Raw genomic sequence first — 23,177 nt, 5'->3', positions numbered from 1 at the left:
CTCAGTTTACTGTCGGGCGGGCCCCGCCGGAAGCGGCGGCCGCGGACGGACGCCCGACGGCGCCGGGGGTCAGCGCCAGCTTCAACACTTCCTCGATGTGCGACACGAGATGGATCGTCAGCTCGCCGCGCAGTTCCTCGCTGAGGTCTTCCTTGACGTTCTTCTCGTTCTGCCGCGGCAGGATGATCTCGCGGATGCCGTGGCGGCGCGCGGCCAGCACCTTCTCCTTCACGCCGCCGATCGGCAGCACGCGCCCCGAAAGCGTGATCTCGCCCGTCATCGCGATGTCGCCGCGGACCGGACGGCCGGTGAGCTCCGAGGCGAGCGCGGTCACCATGGTGACGCCGGCCGACGGGCCGTCCTTCGGGATGGCGCCCGACGGCACGTGCAGGTGGACCTCGGCGTCTTTGAAGAACGCCGGGTCGGCGCCGAATTCCTTCGCGTGCGCACGGAACCAGGACAGCGCCGTGCGCGCCGATTCCTTCATGACGTCGCCAAGCTGGCCGGTCAGGGTGAGCGCGCTCTGGCCGGGCATCCGCGACGCCTCGATGAAGAGCACCTCGCCCCCGGCCGGCGTCCACGCAAGGCCAATGGCCACGCCGGGATCCTTCGTGCGCTCCTCGAGCTCTTCGTCGAGGAAGCGCGGCGCGCCGAGCATCTCCATCACGACTTCCGGCGTGATGGTCACCGTCTGCTCGTCCCCTTCGGCGCGGCGGCGCGCCACCTTGCGGCAGAGCGCGCCGATCTCGCGCTCGAGATTCCTGACGCCCGCCTCGCGCGTATAGCCCCGAATCACGGCGCTCAGCCCGGCGTCGGTCAACGCGATCTGCTCCGGCGTCAGCCCGTGGTTCTTCACCTGCTTGCCGACGAGGTGCTCGCGCGCGATATTCAGCTTCTCGTCCTCGGTGTAGCCCGGCAGCTCCAGCACCTCCATGCGGTCGCGCAGCGCCGCCGGGATCGTGTCGAGCACGTTCGCCGTCGTGATGAACATCACCTCGGACAGATCGAATGTCACGTCCAGATAATGATCGCGGAACGTATTGTTCTGCTCCGGGTCGAGCACTTCGAGCAACGCCGACGCGGGATCGCCCCGGAAGTCGCTCCCGAGCTTGTCGATTTCGTCCAGGATGAACACCGGGTTCTTCGACTCGGCGCGCCGCAGCCCCTGGATGACCTGCCCGGGCAGCGCCCCGATATAGGTCCGGCGGTGCCCGCGGATCTCCGCCTCGTCCCGCATGCCGCCGAGCGACACGCGCACGAACTTGCGATCGATGGCCGACGCGATCGACCGCGCGAGCGACGTCTTTCCGACGCCGGGCGGCCCGACGAAGCAGAGAATCGGCCCCTTCAGCTCGGGGTTCAGCTTGCGCACGGCGAGGAACTCGAGGATCCGGTCCTTGGCCTTCTCCAGGTCGGAGTGGTCCGCGTCGAGAATCTGCTTCGTCCGCTTGAGATCGATGTGCTCCTCGGTGCGCCTGTTCCACGGGAGCGCGACGATCCAGTCAAGATACGTGCGCGAGACCGTGTACTCCGCGGCCGCCACCGGCATCTTCGACAGCCGATCCAGCTCGCGCAGCGCCTCCTTCTTCACCAGCTCCGGCAGGCCGACCGCCTCGATCTTCTGTCGCAGCTCCTCGATCTCCTTCGCCTGGTCGTCACCCTCGCCCAGCTCCCGCTGAATCGCCTTCAACTGCTCGCGGAGGAAATACTCGCGCTGGTTCTTGCCGACCTCGGACTGGACCTGCGACTGGATCTTCGATCCGAGCTCGAGGACCTCCAGCTCCTTGATGAGCACGCGATTGAGCAGGTCCATCCGCGCGCGCACGTCGACGGTCTCGAGCACCTCCTGCTTGGCCTGCGTGGACAGCGTGGGCAGGCTCGACGCGATGAAGTCGGCGAGGCGTGCCGGGTCCGTGATGTTCGCCGCGAGCGTCTGCAGGTCGTCCGACAGCAGCGAGGACAGCGATACCACCTGCTGGAAGTTGGTCTTGATGTTCCGCTGCAACGCATCCACCTCGAGGCGGTCTTCCTCCTCGAGCCGCTCGTGCGCTTCGACCACCTCCGCCCGCAGGTAGGGCTTCAGCGCGACGAGCCGCTTCATGCGGATGCGCGCCAGCCCCTGGACGATCAGCCGCAGGCTGCCGTCGGGCAGTTTGAACATCTTGTGAATGTGGGTCAGGGTGCCGACCAGGTACAGATCGTCCTGGTCCGGCTCTTCGACGGCGGCTTCGCGCTGCGTGAAGACGGCGATGAGTTTCCCGGTGCCGGTCGCCTCCTCGATGAGACGCACCGAGCTTTCCCGCGCCACGGCCAGCGGCATGAACGACTGCGGGAAGAGCACCGTGTCGCGCAGGGGCAGCACCGGGAGCTCGTCTGGCACGACGACCGGGACTTCCCCGACCGAGCGTTCCTCGATGCCAAGGGGCTCGTCTGCGTCAGCCATAGGTACTGAAAATGGCGTCGTTCGGGCGACCGGGCCGTCGCGCGATCGGGCGATCGCGCCGCAGCCCGGTCGACAGGGGCCGGTCGAGCCTCAGCTCGACATGTCGAAGAAGAGCGACGAGGGGCGGCGCGACGCGGCCTGGCGCTCGCGCTGCTCGGCAATCTCCCGCGCTTCCTCGCAGTCCTTGCAGCGCAGCGCGAACGGCAGCGCGCGCAGCCGGCGCTCCGAGATCTCCGCGCCGCACTCCGTGCAGAAACCAAACGTCCCGGACTCGAGCCGTGCGAGCGCTTCGCCGATCTTGTTGAGCGTCTCCGCCTTCATCTGGATGAGGGCCAGCTCGATGTCTTCCTGGATATCCGCATCGGAACTTTCCGCGGCGTCGAGCACACCGTTGACGGGCGTGCCCGCCCCCTCGGCACGAACGTCGCGGATCTTATCCTTGACCTCGCTGACCATCTCGCGACGCCGTTCCTCGAGGATGCGCCGCAGCTCGGCGTATCGCTCCGGATTCATGTTCTGGTTACGATCCTGAACGCTCATGATGATTGCGACTCCTATCACCTTTCTTGGACACCGTTACAATGCAAAGCCACTGCCACGAAACTCTGCCGGGTGTGGGCACACGTCCGGCGCCGCATTCGCTCGCTTCAGCTCAGTAAGAGTCGGCCTTCGAAGGAGAACCGTGGCAGGTATGGGCGGACGACTTAATCCGCTACCCAGCCGCTCCCCAACGGGACCCATCGGCTAAATGGCTCATCGGCATAGCCTTGTAGGAATCGGACCCGCGGCCCGCATTCCTCGGAAACCCGTCTGCTGCCGGATTAGACGCCGGACAGCCCACTTCTGGTTCGGGCAATCTTACGAGAATTGATGTCCCCTGGCAAGGACACAGCGCGGCACTGCCGGAGGTCCGGCTTGGCTCAAAAGCCACAGTCAGCGGGTCGGCGGAGACTGTATGGTTGGGCTTCAGGGCCTGTCGAAACGCAGAACGCGCCCCATCGCGGCGCCGCGCCGGGCGACCGTGCAGGAATCGAGCAGCCGCGCGAACCGCCTCGCGTAAAGAATCTCGTACGTCTCCTCACGGCCGGGAAACAGCTCCAGGATGCGCTCGCGTGCCGCGGCGACGAGTGCTTCTCCCTCGGCGCGCGTCAGCCCGCTCTGCATCAACACGCCCGCCGTGAAGTCGACGACGAAGCGGACGCGGCGGAGGCGGCGCTGTTCGTCGCGCAACGCCTCGGGCGAGACGTGATCGGGGGTCCCCACGGCGTGCCCTACTGGAGGAACCGCTTGCCGATCGACGCGTTGGGAACGATCCCGCGCTCCACCAGCTTCTGACCGGCGCGACGGCTGCCGGCGCGCAGCCAGCGCTCGTAGAGACGGAGGAGGTCCTGCTGCGAGGTGAGGCCGCTCTGCTCGCTCACCTCGCCGAGCACGTCCACGAAATGCGCGAACCGCTCCGCGAGTTCGGCAAACGTCACGGCGAAGGTGTCGCGATCCAAGCGGCTGAGCGACCCGTAGGCGTACTCACCCATCGAGACGTAGTAATCGACGTCCACGACCTTCCGGCGCAGGCTGTCGGAGAAGAACCCGGAAACAAAGAGCGAGACGTCGCCGAGGCTGCGCAGCCGCGCGCGCTGCTCCTCGCCGCCGCTCTCGAGCGCCTTTGCCAGCCGCAGCGCCAGCGGTTCGTCGTCCAGGGGTGCGGGCGAGCCGGGGCCGAAACGTACGTAGCCGCACAGCAGATTCACGAGGTAGTACGACGTGAGATCGCTGACCTTCAGGCGCCGGTGCTCACAGGCCGATTCCACGAGCGTCCTGAAGTACTCGGCCGGCGTCTCGCGATGAAAGAGTGCCGTGCTCATCTGCGTGAGCTCCTCCTCTCCCGCCAGGTGCGCAGTGCAAGTCGTATTCCGCGAGTTGTGCCGTGAAATTCGGTTGAATTATAGGGAACCGTCCCCGGGAGAGGCAAGAGTTGGCGCAGGCCGATGACATTTATTGACCCTGGGCACGCCGTGTGCGACCCTGAACGGCTCCCAAGCACACGCATGATGGCCCGCCCCGACGAGGACCAGAAGGGGGACAGTCACACTTTCCCAAGACCGAATCGGAAAGTGTGACTGTCCCCTTAGATCTTGAACAGATCGTCGAACGCCTTCTTCGCGCTGGTCGGCCCGGACGATGCGCTGCGCGTCTCGCGCTCCATCGTGGTACGGGGCTCGAAGAGCTCACAGGTGTTGCGCGCGTCCTTCGGCGCGACGCGCGCGGCGATCGGCTGCGCGCATTCGAACCGGCTGCCCGGATCGAAGTGCGTGCACTGCGCGCACGCGTGGAGATCCGACCCGCACTTCCCGCACTGCCCTGTCAGGCTGAAGGCCTGCGCCACGGTGAACTCGTTGCCGCAGCGCGCGCAGCGAACCACGTCGCGGAACCCCGGCATGTTCGGCGCGCGCGGCTCGCGCACGCGGCCGCGGGGCTCGCCGGAATGGGCCGGTTTGGGCGCGTCCGGCCCCTGCCGGCCGCCGGCCGGCCCGGCCGGCTTGGAGGGACGGCCGTCGTCCTGGTAGCCGCGCTGTCGGTACTTGCGGTCGGACATTGGGGTAATTTGCGTTAAAGGTCTATTTCACGCTATTATACGGGGTTCCTGTATCCAAGGACTGACCTGATAATGGCCAAGCGTTGTGAAATCTGCGGGAAGGGCCCGGCGGTGGGCCGCAATATCAGCCACGCCCACAATGTGACGCCGCGCCGGTTCGAGCCGAATCTGCAGCGGGTCCGGGCACTCATCAACGGGGGTATCCGCCGCATCCGCGTGTGCACCCGCTGCCTGCGCTCGAACAAAGTCGTCAAGGCCGCCTAGTCCTCGCCATGCGCCAGGCGGTCTCGACCGAACACGCCCCCAAAGCCATCGGCCCCTATTCGCAGGCGGTGCGCGCCGGCAACATGCTTTTCGTGTCGGGGCAGATCCCGATCGATCCGGCGACCGGCGCGCTGATCCAGGGAGACATCGCGTCGCAGACGCGGCGCGTGCTCGACAACCTCGCCGCGATCCTCAAGGCGGCCGGCGGCTCGCTCGACCACGTCGTGCGCACGACCGTGTTCCTCGCCGACATGGGGGATTTCGCCGCGATGAACGACGTCTATGCGGGCTACTTCTCCAACCCGGCGCCGGCGCGTGCCACCGTGCAGGCGGCACGCCTCCCGAAGGACGCGCGAATCGAGATCGACGTGATCGCCATCCTGTAGATCCCAGAGGCTCCCGGCGATCCGATCACCGCCGTGCCCGCTCCCGTTCCACGTCGAGCACGCCCTCCACGCTCTTGAGCGACTTCACCACCTTCTGCAGGTGTTTCAGGTCGCTGATCTCCACCGTCATGTTGATGCGCCCCAGCCGCTCGCCGTTGCTCGTGGCCTCGACGTTCCGGATGTTGGTGTTGATGCCCGATACTTTCGAGCTGACGTCGGCGAGGATCCCTTTGCGGTCCTCGACCTGGATCGCCAGGCGGACGACGTAAGGCGCCGCGTCCCCGCCCTTGTCCCACTCGACGTCAATTCGCCGCTCCGGATCGAACAGCAGGTTGACCACGTTGCGGCACGTGGCGGAATGCACGGACACGCCCTTGCCGCGCGTGATGTAGCCCACGATGCTCTCCCCGCGGATCGGGTTGCAGCACTTGGCACGGAAGACGAGCAGGTCGTCGAACCCGCGCACCTTGATCTTCTCCTCTCCCGTGCCCAGGACGCGCTTGACGACCGACGTGAGCGCGGTGTCCGGCGCCTTCTCCTTGAGCCCGCCCTGCGGTGCGAGCTTCGTCAGGACGGCGCGCGGCTCGAGCTTCCCGTAGCCGATGGCCGCCAGCAGTTCGTCCGCCTTCGTGACGCCGTAGTCGGAGGCCGCTTTCGCGATCGTCTCGGGTGCGAGCAGATCCTTCAGGTTGACGTCGAAGCGGCGCGCTTCCTTCTCGAACAGCTTCCGCCCGAGCTCGATCGCGCGCGCCTTCTCCTCGCCGTGGATGAAGTGCTTGATCTTGCTGCGCGCGCGCGAGGTCGCGACGAAGTTCAGCCAGTCGCGGCTCGGCTTGTGCCCCGCGGTCGTCACGATCTCGACGATGTCCCCGTTCTTGAGGCGCGTGCGGAGCGGCACCATCTTGCCGTTCACGCGCGCGCCGACGCACTGGTGTCCGACGTCGGTGTGCACGCCGTAGGCGAAGTCGACCGGCGTGGCGCCGCGCGGCAGCGCCTTCACCTCCCCCTTCGGCGTGAAGATGTAGACCTCCTCGGGGTACAGCTCGATCTTGAGGTTCTGGATGAACTCCTGCGGATCGCGCACCTCCTGCTGCCACTCGAGGAGCTGGCGCAGCCAGATGAAGTACTGCTCGTCGCGGTCGGCGCCGACGCGCCCCTCCTTGTACTTCCAGTGCGCCGCGATCCCCTCGTCCGCGATGCGGTGCATGTCCGCGGTGCGAATCTGCACCTCGAAGGGGAACCCCCGCTCGCTGATCACCGACGTGTGGAGCGACTGGTACCCGTTGGGCCGCGGCATCGCGATGAAGTCCTTGATGCGCCCCGGGACCGGCGACCAGGTCTGGTGGATGATCCCGAGCGCGGCGTAACAGTCCTTCACCGAGTGGGTCAGGATGCGCAGCGCGACGAAGTCGTACACCTGGTCGAGATCGATCTTCTGGCGCCGCAGCTTCTGGTGGATGCTGAACAGGCGCTTGATCCGCCCGTCGATCTCGATGATCGGCACCTGCGCTTCCTCGAGCTTGGCCGCGATCGTCCGCTTCAGGTCCTCGATCATCCCCTCGGTGGCCTTCCGGCGCGCCTCGACCTGCGAACGCAGCGCCTCGTACGCCTTCGGCTCGAGAGAGCGGAACGCCAGTTCCTCCAGCTCGTTCTTGACCTTGGCCATCCCCAGCCGGTTGGCGATCGGGGAGTAGATGTCGCGCGTCTCCTGGGCAATCTTCAGGCGCCGCTCCTCGGGCAGGAAGTGCAGCGTGCGCATGTTGTGGAGCCGGTCGGCCAGCTTGACGAGTATGACGCGCACATCGTCAACCATGGCGAGCAGCATCTTGCGGAAGTTCTCCGCCTGGCGCTCCTCGCTGGAGCTGAACGGAATCGCGCCCAGCTTGGTGACCCCCTCGACCAGGTGGGCCACCTCCTCGCCGAACAGCTCCCGGATCCGCTCGATGGTGGTCAGCGTGTCTTCCACCACGTCGTGGAGGAGGCCGGCCGCGATGGTCACCACGTCCAGCCGCATGTCGGCCAGGATGTCCGCCACCTCGAGTGGATGCACCAGGTACGGCTCCCCGGAGTGGCGGACCTGTCCCTTGTGCTCGAAGGCGGAAAAGACATAGGCCCGCCGCAGCAACTCGATATCGGCATCCGGGCTGGCCGACCGGACTTTTTCGACGAGATCTTCGAACCTGATCATGGAGAGCGGTGTCTAAGTTTCATGATAACCGGACGGGCGCAGGCGGGCGGCCGCGGCGCGGGAAATCACGGCAAAAAGGCCCTGTTTTTCGCCATACGGCGCTTGACGGTCCGAAATCCGGTTCACTATACTGACCGGGTTCGGGCGAATTCATTCTCCCCGTCCTACAAACCCACTCCGGGCGCCGGGCCAGACGTTCCCGGTCGCATCAAGGGGGAGCTTATGCGAAAGTCCATGCGGGGCCTGCTGGCCATGGCGATGGTCGCGGCGCTGGCCCTGTCCGTCACGGCTTGCGGCAAGTTCAACGAACTCAAGGCCAAGAAGAACTTCAAGGACGCGAACGCCCTGTACCAGCAGGGGGAGTTCCGCCGCGCCGCCACGGAGTACGAAACGGCGCTCCAGCAGGATCCAAACCTGGTGACCGCCTACTTCTATCTGGGTAACAGCTATGACAATTTGTACAAGGCCACCCGCAAGGGTGAGCCCGAGAACGACAAGTTGCTCGAGAACGCGATCAAGAACTACAGGATTGCCGCTGAACGGGAAGAAAACCCGAAGATGAAGCGGCTTGCGCTGCAGTACCTGGTCGCCGCGTACGGGCCCGACAAGCTGAACGACCCGGAGCAGGCCGAGCCCATCGTCAGGCGGATGATCGAGATGGATCCGAAGGAAGTCGAGAACTACTCGGCGCTCGCGCGCATCTACGAGGATGCAGGCCGCTATGACGAGGCCGCGCAGGTGCTCGAGCAGGCCAAGCAGGCCCGCCCGAACGACCCCACCGTGTACATGACAATCGCCGGCTTCTACAACCGGCAGGGTGAGTTCGACAAGACGATGGAAGCGCTCCAGCAGCGCGCCCAGATCGAGCCGAACAACCCCGAGGCGCATTACACCATCGCGACGTATTACTGGGACAACGCCTTCCGGAACTTCCGGCTGACCGACGCCGAGAAGAAAGACAACATCGAGAAGGGGATCGAGGCGTCGACCCGGGCGATCGAGCTCAATCCCAACTACATGGAGGCACTGACCTACAAGAACCTCCTGCTCCGGCTCAAGGGCAACCTGGAACAGGATCCCGCCAAGCGCGCCGCGCTCTACAAGGAGGCGGATACGCTGCGGAACAAGGCCATCGAACTCCAGAAGAAGAAGACCGCGGGAGTGGGCGACTAAGGGTTCAGGGTTCAGGGTTCGGTTCATTAAGGGCCGCTGGCGATCATCGCCAGCGGCCCTTTTCGCTTCTGCGAGCGACCCTATTTCGACTCGTACTCCCTGAGGAACCCCTCGAACTCCCAGGTGCTCCTGCTCGTCGGTCAGGATCGTGATCGCCATGTCCTGCGTGACGTAGTCGATGCCGTCGCACGCCTTCACGAGGGCGTCATCGTGGCGTGGGGACGCCACAGCAGGACGAAGGTGAACCTCCCCTCCGTGCGAACCTTTGCGTACGTAAGAAGGGCCGCCTGTCTGTGCGACAGGCGGCCCCAGGTTGTTCGATCGATGTGAAGCTTACAGTCCCGACGGGGCGCTTGCGGCCGCCGCCTGGCGCATGCCGAGCGTGACGATCCCGACCTTCTCCACGCCGGCGCCCCTCGCCGCGTCGATGATCTCGACGATCTCGCCGTACCGCACGGACGGATCGCCGACGATGAACATCGTCTTGTCCTTGCGCTGCTCGAAGATGTTCCGGAGCCGCGTTTCGAGCTCCGACATCTTGACCGGCTGCTTGTTGACGGCCATCTGCCGGCCCGCGTTGTACTCAACGACGATCTGGTTGAGGTCCGGCGTGTCGTTCGGGTTCTGGTTCGTCTCGAGCGGCAGGTTGATGTCCACGCCCTTCTGGGTCAACGGAAGGGCCGCCATGAAGATGATCAGGAGCACGAGGAGCACGTCGATCAGCGGCGTGACGTTCATATCCGCCGACGCGTGCAGTTCCGCGCCCTTGACGACCTTCTCGGCGCCGTGGTGCTTGTGCGCGTGTGACATTACTTGCCTCCCGTCTCACCGGGCCGCAGCTTGCGCTCGGTGATGAGGCCGACGTTCTCGATGTTCGCCTTCCGGAGGTCGTCCATGGCCTCCATGATGGCGCTGTACGGCGCGTCCTCGTCCCCCTTGATGAGGACGACCCGCTCCTTCGTATCCTCGAGCACGTTGGCCACGCGGTCCGCGAAGTCGCGGCGATCCACCGGCACGCCGTTCACGAAGAACCGGCTGTCCGCCGTGACGTGCAGGACGGTCTGCTCCTGCGTGTCCGGCTTGTCGCTCGTGTTCGCCGCCTGCGGCAGCTTGACGTCGACGCCCTTCTGCAGCATCGGCGCGACCAGCATCATGATGATGAGCAGCACCAGCATGACGTCGACGAGCGGCGTGACGTTGATGTCGGCCTTGAGGCCGCCTTTGGCGCCGCCAACATCCATTGCCATGGTTGTGTCCCCTTACGCGGTCTTCTTGATGAAGTAGTCGACCAGCTCGGACGACGAGTTGTCCATCTCGACGTTGAAGTACTCGATGCGCCCCGACAGGTAGTTGTAGAACCACACCGCCGGGATGGCGACGAGCAGCCCGAGCGCCGTTTCGACGAGCGCTTCCGCGATACCGGCCGACACCGCGCCGATACCACCCGAGCCTGTGGCCGCGATGCCCTGGAACGCGGTGATGATGCCGACCACCGTGCCGAGCAGCCCGACGAACGGCGCGGTCGCGCCGATGGTCGCGAGCGCCGCGACCCCTTTCTTCAGGTCGTTGGCCGTCAGCGCCGCCGCGCGCTGGATCGCGCGCCGGACGGTGTCGACGAGGTCTTCACGGCTCAGCGTCGAGCCGCTCTCCTGCTGGAACTGGTATTCCTGCAGGCCGGCGAGCACGACCTTCGCGAGGTGGCTGTACCGGAAGTTCTTCGAGGACGACACGGCGATCGCATCCTTCAGGCGCCCTTCCTTGAGGTGCTTGGCGACCTGCGGCGCGTACAGCTTCGACTGCTTCCGCGCCTGGGTGAACGTGTAGATGCGCTCGATCGCGACGCCGAAAGACCACATGGACATGATGGCCAGGATGACCGCGATGGCCTTCGCGACCCAACCCATCTGGTTCCACATTTCGATCAGGTTCATTCCGCCTTCCATCGATCCAACCTCCGAATAAGTGCGGGTTACGTGTCTACTGCAGCGTGAAGTTGACGGTGACCGTCATGATGACCGGCACCGGCACGCCGTTGAGCAGCGTCGGCGTGAACTCCCACTGCCTCACCGCGTCGAGCGCCGCCTGGTCGAGCAGCGGGATCGAGCGGAGCACCTTCGCGTCCTTCACCTTGCCATCCGGTCCGATCGTCGCCTCGATGATGACCACCCCCTGCACGCGCGCCGACTGCGCGATGGGCGGATACGCCGGGTTGACGTGCTTGCGCTTCTGCGGCGCGCGGATGTTGCCGCCGACGCGCACCGGCGCCTGGGGCGGCGGGGGGGGAGGCGGCGCCTCCGGCAATCCGCCAACGACGCCGCCGACCACGCCGCCAGGGACGCCGCCTTCGACGCCGCCCGCGACCCCTTCGGCTGCGGTGGCCGCCACCGCGCTTTCAGGCTTGATCTCGCTCGGCGCCTCGATCGGCGCCGCGGCGGGATTGGCCTGCACCGGCTGCACCTTCGGCGCAGCAGGCGTGGGCGCTGGCGGCGGGGGTGGGGGTGGCGGCGGGGGTGGGGGAGCCGCCACGAACGCCATCATTGCCGGCGGTGTCGGCAGCACGTCAGCCGCCATCAGCGGAATGATGATGAGAGCACCAAGAATAAGAACGTGAGCGGCAATGGAGAGCGGGACAACGTACCACTGCTTCGATCCAACCCTGACGGATGGATCGGTCACATCGCCGAACATTTCACGCGGCACGGGTGAGTCCTCCTACAGAAGGAGCGGGAGCCGACAAAGGACGCAAGTATATCGGCAGCCAAAAACCGGTGTCAACGAATCGCCTTGAAGCCTTAGACACCGGATCCCGAACGATGGCCACCGGTTCCGAAAAATCCGGCGCGGCTCCCGGGAACCCGGCCGTAAAGGCAGGAGCCGCGGATGGGCCGGCCTCTATGGTCCGGACGCCCCGTCCGGGGCGACAAGAGACCCCGACCCCGTTTTTACGCCTTGATCCGCATACTGTAAAACGACCGGTACACGAACGTCATCGAGATCAGCAGGAACAGGGCCGAAAGCCCATAGCCGAGCCCCACCCCCACGTCCCTGGACAGCTGCACCCCCAGCTCCACGGCCAGCAGCCCGAACAGCGTCGTGAACTTTATGACAGGATTCATCGCGACCGACGACGTGTCCTTGAAGGGATCCCCGACGGTGTCGCCCACGACCGTCGCCGCGTGGAGCGGCGTGCCTTTTTCTTTCAGCTCCACTTCGACGATCTTCTTGGCGTTGTCCCACGCGCCGCCGGCGTTCGCCATGAAGATCGCCTGGAAGAGGCCGAAGAGCGCGATGGAAATCAGGTAGCCGATGAAAAAGTAGGGCTCGAGGAACGCGAACCCGAGCGTGCCGAAGAAGATCGCCAGGAAGATGTTGAACATCCCCTTCTGCGCGTACTGCGTGCAGATCTCGACGACCTTCTTGCTGTCGGCCACCGATGCCCGCTCCGGCCGGTCCAGGCGGATGTTGCGCTTGATGAACTCCACGGCGCGGTACGCGCCCGTGGTCACCGCCTGGGTGGACGCGCCGGTGAACCAGTAAATCATCGCGCCGCCGGTCACCAGCCCCAGCAGGAACGGCGCGTGGAGGATCGACAGGTTCCGGACCAGCTCCGGCTGCAGCCCCTCGGTCAGCACGACGATGATCGAGAAAATCATCGTCGTGGCGCCCACGACGGCGGTGCCGATCAGCACCGGCTTGGCGGTGGCCTTGAAGGTGTTGCCCGCGCCGTCGTTCTCCTCGAGCAGGTGCTTCGCGCGCTCGAAGTCGACGTCGAAGCCGTAGTCCCGCTTGATCTCCTGCTTGATGCCGGGAAGCGTCTCGATGACCGACAGCTCGAAGACGGACTGCGCGTTGTCGGTGACCGGCCCGTACGAGTCCACGGCAATCGTCACCGGCCCCATCCCGAGGAAGCCGAACGCCACGAGGCCGAACGCGAACACCGCCGGCGCGATCATCAGCGCCTCGAGCCCCATGAGGCTGACGCCGTAGGCGATCGCCATCAGCGCGACGATGCTGACGCCGAGCCAGTACGCGCTGAAATTGCCCGCCACGAAGCCGGACAGGATGGTGAGCGACGCCCCCCCCTCCCGCGCCGACGCCACCACTTCCCTGACGTGGCCCGATTCGGTCGACGTGAAGACCTTCACCAGCTCGGGGATGATCGCGCCGGCGAGCGTGCCGCACGTGATCACGACCGACAGCTTCCACCACAGGGACCCGTCGCCGAGGTCGGCAATCAGCCAGCGCGACACGATGAAGGTGAGGACGACCGACACGACCGACGTGATCCACACCAGCGAGGTGAGCGGCGCCTCGAAGTTCATCGCGCGCGCCTCGCCGTAGCGGGCGCGGGCTATCGCGTTGTTGATCACGTAGGACAGCCCGCTGGCGACGATCATCATGACGCGCATCATGAAGATCCACACGAGCAGCTGGACCTGCACGAGCGGGTCCTTCACCGCGAGCAGGATGAAGGAGATCAAGGCGACGCCGGTGACGCCGTACGTCTCGAAGCCGTCCGCCGTCGGGCCCACCGAGTCGCCGGCGTTGTCCCCGGTGCAGTCGGCGATCACGCCCGGATTCCGCGCGTCGTCTTCCTTGATGTTGAAGACGATCTTCATGAGGTCGGACCCGATGTCCGCGATCTTCGTGAAGATGCCGCCGGCGATTCGGAGCGCCGCCGCGCCCAGCGACTCGCCGATGGCAAACCCGATGAAGCACGGTCCGGCGTAGTCGCCCGGAATGAACAGCAGGATGCAGAGCATCATGAACAGCTCGACGCTGATGAGGAGCATCCCGATGCTCATGCCCGCCTTGAGCGGGATGTCGTAGATGGGGAACGGCCTGCCGCGCATCCCCGCGAACGCCGTCCGCGAGTTCGCGTAGGTGTTGATGCGGATGCCGAACCACGCCACGCCGTAGCTGCCGCCGATCCCGATCAGGCTGAAGATCAGGATGATCACCACTTTCACCAGCGCGAAATGCGCCAGGAAATAGAAATAAAAGAACATGACGGCGCCGATGAACAGCTCGAGCAGGAGGATGAAACGCCCCTGTGTGATCAGGTAGGTCTTGCAGGTCTCGTAGATCAGTTCCGAGATCTCCCGCATCGACTGGTGGACCGGCAGGCCGCGCAGCTGCGTGAACATCACGTACCCGAAGCCCAGGCCGAGCAGGCACACGCCGAGCCCGGCCAGGAGCAGCGTCCGGGCCCCGATGCCGCCGAAGGTGACCGGCGACAGATCCGGCAGCACGAGGTTGGCCTCACCGCCGCGGTGCTGCGGCCCCTGCGCCGGCACGGCGGATGACTCCGGGGTCGGATGCGGAGTCGATGGTTGCGCCACCGCAATCGCCGGCATCGCGAGCAGCAGTACCGCGAGCACAACACTCTTCACGCTCGTCTCTCCTCTCTTGAACATCGTCACATCCCTGGATCGTCGAATCCTCATATCCCCAGATCCTCACCGCGTCGCACCCGCAGCCGCGCGGCGAGCGCCATGCCGCCGGTCAGGAAAATCCGGATCCCCTGCTCGACGGTGATGTCGGGATAGAACACCTTGTCGCGCGGGCAGATCAGGACGTCGCCGAGATACAGATGGTTGGTGGGGACGTAGACCGCGATGAGCCGCTCGGGCCCCTGCCCGCGATCGATGGTGAACTCGCGCGTCAGGAAGCCGAGCACGAACCCGCGCGCGCTGTCCTCCAGCAGCACCACCCGCTTGAACCCGTACTCGTTATCAGGCGAAAAGGCGACGACCAGCTGCTTGACTGGCGCGTAAATCGTGCGGAACACCGGCACGCGCAGCAGATAGTACTCCGCGCGCTGCACCAACCGCCTGCCGATCACGTTGCCCGCGAAGGCGCCGATCAGCAGCACGCCCAGGACAATCGTCACGACGCCCAGCCCCGGCACCTCGCGGCCGAGCCATTTCGCGTAGAGCGGTCCGAGAAACCCGTCGGCCTGGCGGAACAGCCAGACGAGCGCCGCGACGCTGACGACGAGCGGCACCGTCACGAAGAAGCCGGTGATGAAGCTGCGGCGCAGCCACTGGATCACAGCAGTCCCACGGCGAGCGCGCCAAGCAGCGCCACGCCCGCCACGATGCGATACCAGGCGAAGGGGGCAAAGCCCGCCCGCCCGACGAAGGCCAGGAACGGCCGCACGACGAGGGCCGCGGCGACGAACGCCGCGACGAACCCCACGACGATCTCCGCCGCGCGGTCGAACGCGAAGTGCCCGCGGAAGGCGACCAGGTCGTGCACGAACGCCGCCACCATCGTGGGCATCGCGAGAAAAAACGAGAACTCCGCGGCGGCGCGGCGGTCGAGCCGCATCAGCAGGCCGCCGACGATCGTCGCGCCCGAGCGCGACACGCCGGGGACGAGCGCCAGCACCTGAAACGCGCCCACGCCGAGCGCGCGCGCAACCGGCGTCTGGTCCGCTTCCGCCACGGCAGCCGGCGATCGGAACCGCTCCACCAGCAGCATGACGATGCCGCCCGCGATGAACGCGGCCGCGATCACCGCCGTGCTGTGATAGAGGACCGTCTTGACGTAGTCCGCCAGCAGCGCGCCCGCGACGAGCGACGGCACGAACGCCGCCAGGATCGCCATCGCGAACCGGCGCGCGCCGGCCTCCTCCGGCAGTCCTGCCACCAGCGCGCGCAGCTTCGCGCGGTACAGCCACATGACCGCCAGGATCGATCCCAGCTGGATCATGACGGTGAACGCGCCGCCCGGGTCCTCGTAGCCGAGCAGGTTCGCCGCCACAAGGAGATGCGCGGTGGACGAGATCGGCAGGAACTCGGTGAGCCCCTGCAGGACGCCGAGCAGCGCCGCGGTGAGCAGATCCACCAGGCCCACTGGGCTACGACGCGCGCGCCTTGCGGTCTTTCCTGTCGCCCTTGTCGCCCTTGTCGCCCGCCGGCGCGGCCGGCGCGCGCGCCCGCGCGCGCCGCTTGCTCAGGATGATGGCGATCGCCGAGGCGATGAAGATCGTCGAGTACGTGCCGCTGACGATCCCCACGAGCATCGTGAAGGCGAAGGCGTGCAGCACCTCGCCGCCAAACAAGAACAGCGCCAGCACCGCCGCGAAGGTCGTCCCGGCGGTGATGATCGTCCGCCCCAGCGTCTGGTTCACGCTGAGGTTGACGACCTGGTCCAGCGCATCGCGCCGCATGCCGCGCAGGTTCTCGCGCACCCGGTCGAAGACGACGATCGTGTCGTTCACCGAGTACCCGGTGATCGTCAGCAGCGCCGCGACGACGTTCAGCGACAGCTCGTAGCCGGCAAACGACAGGCAGGCGAGCGTGACGAGGATGTCGTGGAGCGTGGCGGCAATCGCGCCGATCGCGAAGCTGAAGCGGAACCGGAACGCGATGTACGCCGTGATCCCGAGGATCGAGGCGAGGGTGGCGTAGATTCCCTTGCGCTGCAGGTCGCGGCCGACGACCGGCCCGACGATCTCGCGGCTGAGGAGCTCGGGCTTGCCGATGTCGGCGCGGACGAGCGCGTCCTCGACGGCGCGAGAGCCCTGCTCGAGGCTCGCCCCCTCCTCCGCCACCATCTCGGGCAGGCGGATCAGGATCTCGTTCTCGCCGGGCTGGCCGTACGACTGGATGATCTCCTCGCCGGGCAGCCCGCTGATCGCGCTGCGCACGGCGTCTTCGGAGATCGGCCGGTCGAACTTATAGACGAGGACCGTGCCGCCCGAGAAGTCCACGCCGAGGGGCACACCGCCGCGCGACACCATCAGGGCGAGTCCGCCGAGGACGACGACCGCCGAGAGCGCGAGCGCGTGCCAGCGCCAGCGGAGAAAGTTGTAGTGCGCGTTCGTGAAGATTCGCATAAGGACCCTAGATGCTCAACTTCGCCGCGGTGCGGCGTCCCAGTACCATCTCGAAAATCGTGCGCGACACGAACACGGCGGTGAACACGTTCGACAGCAGCCCGAAGAACAGCGTCGTCGCGAACCCGCGGATCGGCCCCGTGCCGAACTGGAAGAGGAAGGCGGCGGCGATGAGCGACGCCACGTGCGTGTCGAGAATCGTGAGGAACACGCGGTCGAACCCCGCGGCGACCGCCGCGCGGGCCCCCTTGCCCGCGGCCATCTCCTCCTTGATGCGCTCGAAGATCAGCACGTTCGAATCGACACCCATGCCGATCGTCAGGATGAAGCCGGCGATGCCGGGCAGCGTCATGGTGGCGCCGATGTACGCCATGAACCCGAGCAGGATCACGAGATTCATCGCCACCGAGACGAGCGCGTTGATGCCCGAGAGCTTGTAGAACGCCAGCATGAACAGGGCGACGAGCAGGAGTCCGGTGATCGACGCGTACACGCCCGCGCGGATGGAATCGCGGCCCAGCGTCGGCCCGACCGTGCGCTCCTCCAGGTAGGTCAGCGACGCCGGCAGCGCGCCCGACCGCAGCACCAGCGACAGGTCCGCGGCCTCCTGCTGGGTGAAGGAGCCGGTGATGCGCCCCTCGTCGGTGATGCGCCCCTCGATCGTCGGCGCCGACTGGACGCGCCCGTCCAGGATGATGGCGAGCTGGCGCCCGATGTTGGCGCCGGTCACCGTCCCGAACTTCCGGGCCCCCTCGCGGTTCAGCGAGAAGCTGACCGCGGGCTGGTTGTTCTCGTCGAGCGTCGGGCGCGCGTTGCGCAGGTCGCGCCCCGTGACGGCGGCGACCCGGCGCACCGTGTAATAGACGGTTTCCGCGCGCCCTCCCTCCGTCGCGGCGCTGACGCCGGGCACGACCTGCATCTCCGGCGGCTCCTTGCCGCCGCTCGCCTTCAGCAGCTCCTCGCGCGAGGTGGCGGGACCCGACTCGACGATCTTCAGCTCGAGCATCGCCGTCGAGCGGATGATCTCCTTCGCCCGGGCGACGTCGCTGACGCCCGGCAGCTGGACGAGAATCTGGTCCGCCGCCGTGCCGTGCAGCGCGACGATCGGCTCGGCGACGCCCAGCTCGTTCACGCGCCGCTCGATGGTCTGCAGCGCCTGCGTGACCGAATCCTGGCGGAGCTGGATCGCGACGTTCGGCTTCATGCGGTACACGTACGTGCCGCGCGCGCCCGACTCGCGGTTGTAGACCGTGCCCACCTCTTCGTCGGCTGTCCGCCGGAACTCCTGGTCGCGATCGACGGACACCCCTTCGACACGGAACTCGGTCGGGGAGGCCGGCGCGATCGTGACGTTGATGCCCTTGCCGCTCAGCGTCTCGCGCAGGCGCTCGGAGGACGCCTCGGTTTCAATGCGCAGCGCATCGTCGGTCTGCACCCGGAGGACCAGGTGGACCCCCCCCTTGAGGTCGAGACCGAGCCGCACCTTCTGCTGCGGCGGGTAGAAGGCCCACACGGCAATCGCCGTGACGGCGAGGATAGTGATCACTTTCCAGCGAAGGTTCTTGGTCATGGGGTCTGAATCTCGGGTCTACGTGACCGTGCCGCTCATGCGCCCTGTTCGGGGACAACCGGCTCCTGGCCCTGGTACCCGCCGATGGCGGCACGGGCGATGTGGATCCGGACCTTGTCCGCGATCTGCAGCTGCACGGTGCGCTCGTCGACTTTCGTCACCTGGCCGTAGATCCCGCCGGTGGTGACGACCTGGTCGCCCACCTTGAGCGAGCTCTGGAAGTCCTGGATCTTGCGCTGCCGCCGTTTCATCGGCTGCAGGATCAGGAAATAGAAGATGGCGAGGATGAGCGCGAAGGGCAGGAACTGCCAGAGCGGGCTCGGCCCTCCGGCCGGGGCCGCCATCGCGATCAGATGCAGGTCAGCAAGGCTGTTCATGTCGTGATGGATCGGCGAGAAAACGTCCGATGGAATTCCTGTCGCAAATTCTCGAACGTGCCGAACACTATAGCCTCCCTAATCCTCCGCATGGTGTCAAGGTAAAAGTAGAGGTTGTGCAACGAGTTGAGGGTCGCGGCGGTCATTTCCTGGCTGAGGAAAAGGTGGCGCAGGTACGCCCGTGAAAAAGTACGGCACGTGTAACAGCCGCACGCCGGGTCGGGCGGGCGCTCGTCGTCGGCGTAGCGCGCGTTCTTGATGACGAGGCGGCCATCGCGCGTCAGCAGCTGCCCGTTCCTCGCGTTGCGGGTCGGCAGCACGCAGTCGAACAGGTCGATGCCGCGCGCCACGCACTCGATCAGGTCGTCGGGCATGCCGGTGCCCATCAAGTACCGCGGCCGGTCGTCCGGCAGCCGCGGCGCGGTGTGCCCCACCACGTCATACATCACGTCCACCGGTTCGCCGACGCTGAGCCCTCCGATCGCGTACGCCTCGAAACCGACCTCCGTCGTCCGCTGGACGCTTTCGGTGCGCAGGTCCGGGTACACGCCCCCCTGGATGATGCCAAACTGCGCCTGTCCCCGATTGGTCGCCCGCACGCCCGGCGCCTCGCCGGCGCCGATCGCCTCGAACCGCGCGCGGGCGCGCGCCGCCCATGACGCGCTTCGCTCCATCCCCCGTCGCGCGACGTCCGGCGTGGCGGGCGAGGCCACGCACTCGTCGAGCACCATCGCGATGTCGGATCCGAGCTGGGCCTGGATGTCGGTCGCCTTCTCCGGCGAGATCGCGTGCGCGCTGCCGTCGAGATGCGACTGGAAGCGGACACCCTCGTCGGTGACCGTCCTGGTGTCCGCGAGGCTGAAGACCTGATAGCCTCCGCTGTCGGTGAGGATCGGCCGGTCCCAGGACATGAAGCGGTGAAGCCCCCCGTGCCGGGCAATCAGATCGTCGCCGGGCCGCAGGTAGAGATGGTACGTGTTGGCGAGCACGATCTGCGCACCCGCGTCCAGCAGATCGCGGTGCGTGACGGCCTTCACCGCCGCGCGGGTGCCGACCGGCATGAACGCCGGCGTGTCGACCTCGCCGTGCGCCGTGCGCAGCACGCCCGCCCGCGCGTGGCCTGAGCGATGGGTGATCGTGAACTCGAGCGCCGGCGCCACGCTCGTAGCTTATAATCGAATGCTCGGACCAGCAGGGATTTCCCGTGAATCTTCCACGTAAGCGTCTTCGCGTCGGCGTGTTGTACGGCGGCCGCTCCGGCGAGCATGAAGTGTCGCTCGCGTCGGCGGCGGCGGTGTTTGCCAATCTCGATCGCGAGCGCTACGAGCCGATCGCGATCCGGATCGAAAAGGATGGCCGCTGGGTGCTCGCCGATCGCCCGCCCACGGCCGCCTCGGCGGCTGAAGTGATCGAACAGGCGCGTCTCGAAGGCTCGCGCTCCCGCGGCGGCCGCGAGATCTTCCTGCTGCCGCGCCCGGGCGACGAGACGCTGCTGGCGATCGATCGCCGCGGCACGGGGAACGGCGACGGCAGCCCGGCGAACGTGACCGAGCTGCACCTCGACGTGATCTTCCCGGTCCTGCACGGGCCGTACGGCGAGGACGGGACGATGCAGGGGCTCCTGGAGCTGGCCAACGTGCCGTACGTCGGCGCCGGCGTCCTCGCCTCGTCGGTTGGCATGGATAAGGTCACGTCCAAGGTCATCTTCGCCGCGCGGAAACTGCTCGTGGCCGATTATGAGCTGGTGCTCCGGGGGGACTGGCTCGCCGATCGCGCCGGCGTGGCGAGGCGCGTCGCGAAGCGGCTCGGATTCCCGGTCTTCGTCAAGCCGGCCAACCTGGGATCGAGCGTCGGCGTCTCGAAGGTGAAGATCGCGGACGAGCTCGCCGCGGCCATGGATCTGGCCGCCAGCTTCGACCGGCGAATCATCGTCGAAGCCGCGGTGCCCGACGCGAGGGAGATCGAGGTGGCCGTCCTCGGCAACGACACGCCGGAAGCGTCGGTCCCCGGCGAGATCATTCCCTCGCGCGAGTTCTACGACTACGAGGCCAAGTACCTGGACGAGGGGTCGAGGCTCCTCATCCCGGCGCCGCTCACCGGGGAGCAGACTGCGTCGACTGCAGCGGGATGGCGCGCGTCGACTTCCTCCTGAGCCGGTCGACCGGCCAGATCTACATCAACGAGGCCAACACGATCCCCGGCTTCACCACGATCAGCATGTACTCGAAGATGTGGGAAGCCTCCGGGCTGTCCTACCCCGCGTTGCTCGACCGGCTGATCGCGCTCGCGCTGGAGCGCCACGCCGAACGCCAGCAGCTCAAGACCTCGGTATGACCCTCGGGGGGCGGCCGGCTGCGGCGGATCGGCCGGCTCGCGCGGCGGTCCGGGTCAACCGCGGCCTGCGGCAACTTCGGCGGATGATTGCGGCGCTGCTCATCTGCGTGACGCTGCTGCAACTGCCGGTGGCCGCGCAGGCCCCGCCGGCAAGGCGGCTCCGCGGTTCCGAAGCGCTCGGGGCGGTCTACGACACCATCCTGGACGGACGAAGCGCCGATCAGATCGACATCGAGCTGGGGAAAGCCTGCCCGCCGGCTCCGGCGGAAGCGTGCCAGGTCCTGCGCGTGACGGGGGCCTGGTGGCGCATCCAGCGCGATCCGCACACGCGCGCCGGCGATGCCGCGTTCATGCACGACGTGGACGCGGCGATCGCGGCGACCGAGGCGTGGACCGGCCGCGCGCCGCGCGACGGGGAGGCCTGGTTTTATCTCGGCGCCGCATACGCGCTGCGCGTGCAGTTCCGCGTGCTGCGCTCCGAGAAACTGGCGGCCGCGCGCGATGGCAAGCGGATTAAACAGGCGCTCGAACGCGCGGTCGCGCTCGACCCGCGGCTGAACGACGCGTACTTCGGCATCGGCCTCTACCAGTACTATGCCGACGTGGCGCCGGCGGCCGCGAAGATCCTGCGGTGGCTCCTGCTGCTGCCCGGCGGTGACAAGAAGGAGGGGCTGCGGCAGATGCTGCGCACGCAGGCCTTGGGAGAGGTGCTGAGGGGGGAGGCGGACTTCCAGCTCCACATCCTGTACCTCTGGTACGAGAACCGGCCTGACCGCGCCGTGGAACTGCTCGAGCGCCTCCGCGCGCGGCATCCGACCAACGCGTACTTCGCGATCCTCATCGCCGAGATCCAGGACATCTACTTTCACGACCCGACCGCGGCGCTGGCCGCCTACGCCTCGGTGCTCGCCTCGGCGCGCGAGCACCGCGTCAGCGACCCGCGCATGGCGGAGACGCAGGCGCGGATCGGCATGGCGCGCCAGCTCGAGGCACTGGTGGAAACCGACCGCGCCATCGAGCAGCTGAAGGCGACGCTGGAGCTGCGCCCGGAGGCCCCCTACTCGGCGCGCGCGCTGGCGGCGTTCCGCCTCGGCGAGGCGTACGACCGCATGGGTGACCGGGATCTGGCCTCGGCCGCGTACCGGTCGGCGCTCGCGGCCGCCCCCGCCGACGACCCGCTCGGCATCGTCAACCAGGCGAACCGCGCGCTGGGCCGGCGGCCGGATGCGCGGGTCGCCGACGCGTACCGGCTGTCGATGGAGGGGTGGCGCGCCCTGCAGCGCAACGAGCTGGGAACGGCCGCCGCGGCGCTGACCCGGTCGCTGCAGCTGCGCGGCAACGATCCGGTGTCGCACTATCGCGCAGGGCGCCTCGCGCAGGCGCGCGGCGACGAGGCGGACGCGCTTCGCTCGTACGACCGCGCGATCCGGCTGCGCGCCGCATGCCCGCCAACGATCCTCGCCGCCGCGTATCTCGATGCGGGACGACTGCACGAGCGGGCCGGGCGCCGCGATCGCGCCGCGGCGATGTATCGCGGCGCGTCCGGCGTGTTCGGCGCGTCCGCCGAAACGCGCACGCTCGCCCAGCGACTGCTCGCGCGCCTCTCGGCGGCCACGGCATCGCCGCGCGCCGCGCGCGCGGCGCGCCGCTAGGCCGCGGTCTCCTACAGCGCGCGCCGTGCGGCGCCGAAAACACCTTCGGGAGAGAAAATTTTTGACTTCAAGCGATGTTTTGTGCTTGACACCGAATTTTTCTCATCCATAATCTACATCTGGTATGCAGGTGGCTTGCTCAGCCCACCTGTAGCGACCACTCGGAACCGGATAGAACGCTGAGCTGCCAAATTCCTGAGGAGGAAGAATGGCGAAGAAGACTGCAAAGGGCGGCAAGAAAAAGGGCGGCAAAAAGAGATAGCCGTCGCCGGTCCCGGGGGTGTTAGGCGAGCCTGACACCCCCGAAGTTTTTTGCAGCAGGATCTTCCGGGCATGACGCCCGGAAGTGCA

Annotated in this window: 21 protein-coding genes and 1 pseudogene; 5 read left to right on the top strand and 17 right to left on the bottom strand. The window is 66.9% G+C overall.

Annotated elements, in window-relative coordinates; translation table 11 throughout:
- Position 1: 1 nt before the first annotated feature.
- The 5 genes from lon to HYU53_16300 form a co-directional block, all read right to left on the bottom strand.
- The gene (lon, locus tag HYU53_16320) at positions 2-2,443 is read right to left on the bottom strand and encodes an endopeptidase La (protein ID MBI2222758.1); all 2,442 of its coding nucleotides are present in this window, start codon (positions 2,441-2,443) and stop codon (positions 2-4) included.
- A gap of 90 nt (positions 2,444-2,533) precedes the next feature.
- Entirely contained in the window at positions 2,534-2,983 is a 450-nt protein-coding gene (locus HYU53_16315) for a TraR/DksA family transcriptional regulator (protein MBI2222757.1), read from the bottom strand.
- 426 nt (positions 2,984-3,409) lie between these two features.
- The gene (locus HYU53_16310; protein MBI2222756.1) at positions 3,410-3,706 is read right to left on the bottom strand and encodes a hypothetical protein; all 297 of its coding nucleotides are present in this window, start codon (positions 3,704-3,706) and stop codon (positions 3,410-3,412) included.
- Between the two features lie 8 nt (positions 3,707-3,714).
- Entirely contained in the window at positions 3,715-4,305 is a 591-nt protein-coding gene (locus HYU53_16305) for a hypothetical protein (GenBank protein MBI2222755.1), read from the bottom strand.
- 263 nt (positions 4,306-4,568) lie between these two features.
- On the bottom strand, positions 4,569-5,036 hold the full coding sequence (locus tag HYU53_16300) for a hypothetical protein (protein ID MBI2222754.1): 468 nt from the start codon (positions 5,034-5,036) through the stop codon (positions 4,569-4,571).
- Positions 5,037-5,108: 72 nt separating this feature from the next.
- Here HYU53_16300 and HYU53_16295 point away from each other — a divergent pair, with 72 nt between their 5' ends.
- Positions 5,109-5,300: a 50S ribosomal protein L28 gene (locus HYU53_16295; protein MBI2222753.1), complete on the top strand. Its 192-nt coding sequence runs from the start codon at positions 5,109-5,111 to the stop codon at positions 5,298-5,300.
- Between the two features lie 8 nt (positions 5,301-5,308).
- A complete protein-coding gene (locus HYU53_16290; GenBank protein ID MBI2222752.1) occupies positions 5,309-5,686 on the top strand; it encodes a RidA family protein in 378 nt (125 codons plus the stop codon).
- Positions 5,687-5,711: 25 nt separating this feature from the next.
- Here the strand turns inward: HYU53_16290 and HYU53_16285 are convergent, their stop codons facing one another.
- Positions 5,712-7,874, bottom strand: a complete 2,163-nt coding sequence (locus HYU53_16285; protein ID MBI2222751.1) for a bifunctional (p)ppGpp synthetase/guanosine-3',5'-bis(diphosphate) 3'-pyrophosphohydrolase — start codon at positions 7,872-7,874, stop codon at positions 5,712-5,714.
- Positions 7,875-8,096: 222 nt separating this feature from the next.
- Between HYU53_16285 and HYU53_16280 the strand changes: the two genes are divergently transcribed.
- On the top strand, positions 8,097-9,047 hold the full coding sequence (locus tag HYU53_16280; protein ID MBI2222750.1) for a tetratricopeptide repeat protein: 951 nt from the start codon (positions 8,097-8,099) through the stop codon (positions 9,045-9,047).
- Positions 9,048-9,380: 333 nt separating this feature from the next.
- On the opposite strand, the gene HYU53_16275 is transcribed toward HYU53_16280, so the two are convergent.
- From HYU53_16275 to tgt, 11 genes are all read right to left on the bottom strand, one after another.
- Positions 9,381-9,857 carry a biopolymer transporter ExbD gene (locus HYU53_16275; GenBank protein ID MBI2222749.1) on the bottom strand — a complete coding sequence of 159 codons (477 nt, stop codon included), beginning with the start codon at positions 9,855-9,857 and terminating at the stop codon, positions 9,381-9,383.
- Positions 9,857-10,294, bottom strand: coding sequence for a biopolymer transporter ExbD (locus HYU53_16270; GenBank protein ID MBI2222748.1), 438 nt, complete (start codon positions 10,292-10,294; stop codon positions 9,857-9,859). The genes HYU53_16275 and HYU53_16270 overlap by 1 nt, the downstream gene beginning before the upstream one ends.
- Positions 10,295-10,306: 12 nt before the next feature.
- Positions 10,307-10,978: a MotA/TolQ/ExbB proton channel family protein gene (locus HYU53_16265; protein ID MBI2222747.1), complete on the bottom strand. Its 672-nt coding sequence runs from the start codon at positions 10,976-10,978 to the stop codon at positions 10,307-10,309.
- Between the two features lie 46 nt (positions 10,979-11,024).
- Positions 11,025-11,747: a TonB family protein gene (locus HYU53_16260; GenBank protein MBI2222746.1), complete on the bottom strand. Its 723-nt coding sequence runs from the start codon at positions 11,745-11,747 to the stop codon at positions 11,025-11,027.
- 242 nt (positions 11,748-11,989) lie between these two features.
- The gene (locus HYU53_16255) at positions 11,990-14,404 is read right to left on the bottom strand and encodes a sodium-translocating pyrophosphatase (GenBank protein ID MBI2222745.1); all 2,415 of its coding nucleotides are present in this window, start codon (positions 14,402-14,404) and stop codon (positions 11,990-11,992) included.
- Between the two features lie 86 nt (positions 14,405-14,490).
- Positions 14,491-15,102, bottom strand: coding sequence for a DUF502 domain-containing protein (locus HYU53_16250; protein MBI2222744.1), 612 nt, complete (start codon positions 15,100-15,102; stop codon positions 14,491-14,493).
- Entirely contained in the window at positions 15,099-15,908 is an 810-nt protein-coding gene (locus HYU53_16245) for an undecaprenyl-diphosphate phosphatase (GenBank protein MBI2222743.1), read from the bottom strand. Before HYU53_16245 ends, HYU53_16250 begins: the two co-directional genes overlap by 4 nt.
- Before the next feature lie 4 nt (positions 15,909-15,912).
- Positions 15,913-16,893 (bottom strand): protein translocase subunit SecF, encoded by a 981-nt coding sequence (secF, locus tag HYU53_16240; GenBank protein ID MBI2222742.1) that lies wholly within the window; start codon positions 16,891-16,893, stop codon positions 15,913-15,915.
- 7 nt (positions 16,894-16,900) lie between these two features.
- Positions 16,901-18,463, bottom strand: coding sequence for a protein translocase subunit SecD (secD, locus tag HYU53_16235; GenBank protein ID MBI2222741.1), 1,563 nt, complete (start codon positions 18,461-18,463; stop codon positions 16,901-16,903).
- A gap of 35 nt (positions 18,464-18,498) precedes the next feature.
- Positions 18,499-18,840, bottom strand: a complete 342-nt coding sequence (yajC, locus tag HYU53_16230) for a preprotein translocase subunit YajC (protein MBI2222740.1) — start codon at positions 18,838-18,840, stop codon at positions 18,499-18,501.
- Positions 18,837-20,000: a tRNA guanosine(34) transglycosylase Tgt gene (gene tgt / locus HYU53_16225; GenBank protein ID MBI2222739.1), complete on the bottom strand. Its 1,164-nt coding sequence runs from the start codon at positions 19,998-20,000 to the stop codon at positions 18,837-18,839. The genes yajC and tgt overlap by 4 nt, the downstream gene beginning before the upstream one ends.
- A 44-nt stretch (positions 20,001-20,044) precedes the next feature.
- On the opposite strand from tgt, the pseudogene HYU53_16220 reads away from it, so the two are divergent.
- Positions 20,045-21,174, top strand: a pseudogene (locus tag HYU53_16220) (D-alanine--D-alanine ligase).
- Positions 21,171-22,826 (top strand): hypothetical protein, encoded by a 1,656-nt coding sequence (locus tag HYU53_16215; GenBank protein MBI2222738.1) that lies wholly within the window; start codon positions 21,171-21,173, stop codon positions 22,824-22,826. Before HYU53_16220 ends, HYU53_16215 begins: the two are co-directional and overlap by 4 nt.
- Positions 22,827-23,177: the final 351 nt, after the last annotated feature.

It is taken from the genome of Acidobacteriota bacterium (assembly GCA_016184105.1).
Classification (GTDB): Bacteria; Acidobacteriota; Vicinamibacteria; order Vicinamibacterales; family 2-12-FULL-66-21; genus JACPDI01.
Note: the sequence above shows the minus strand (reverse complement) of the source record. Positions and strands in the feature narration are given on the sequence as shown.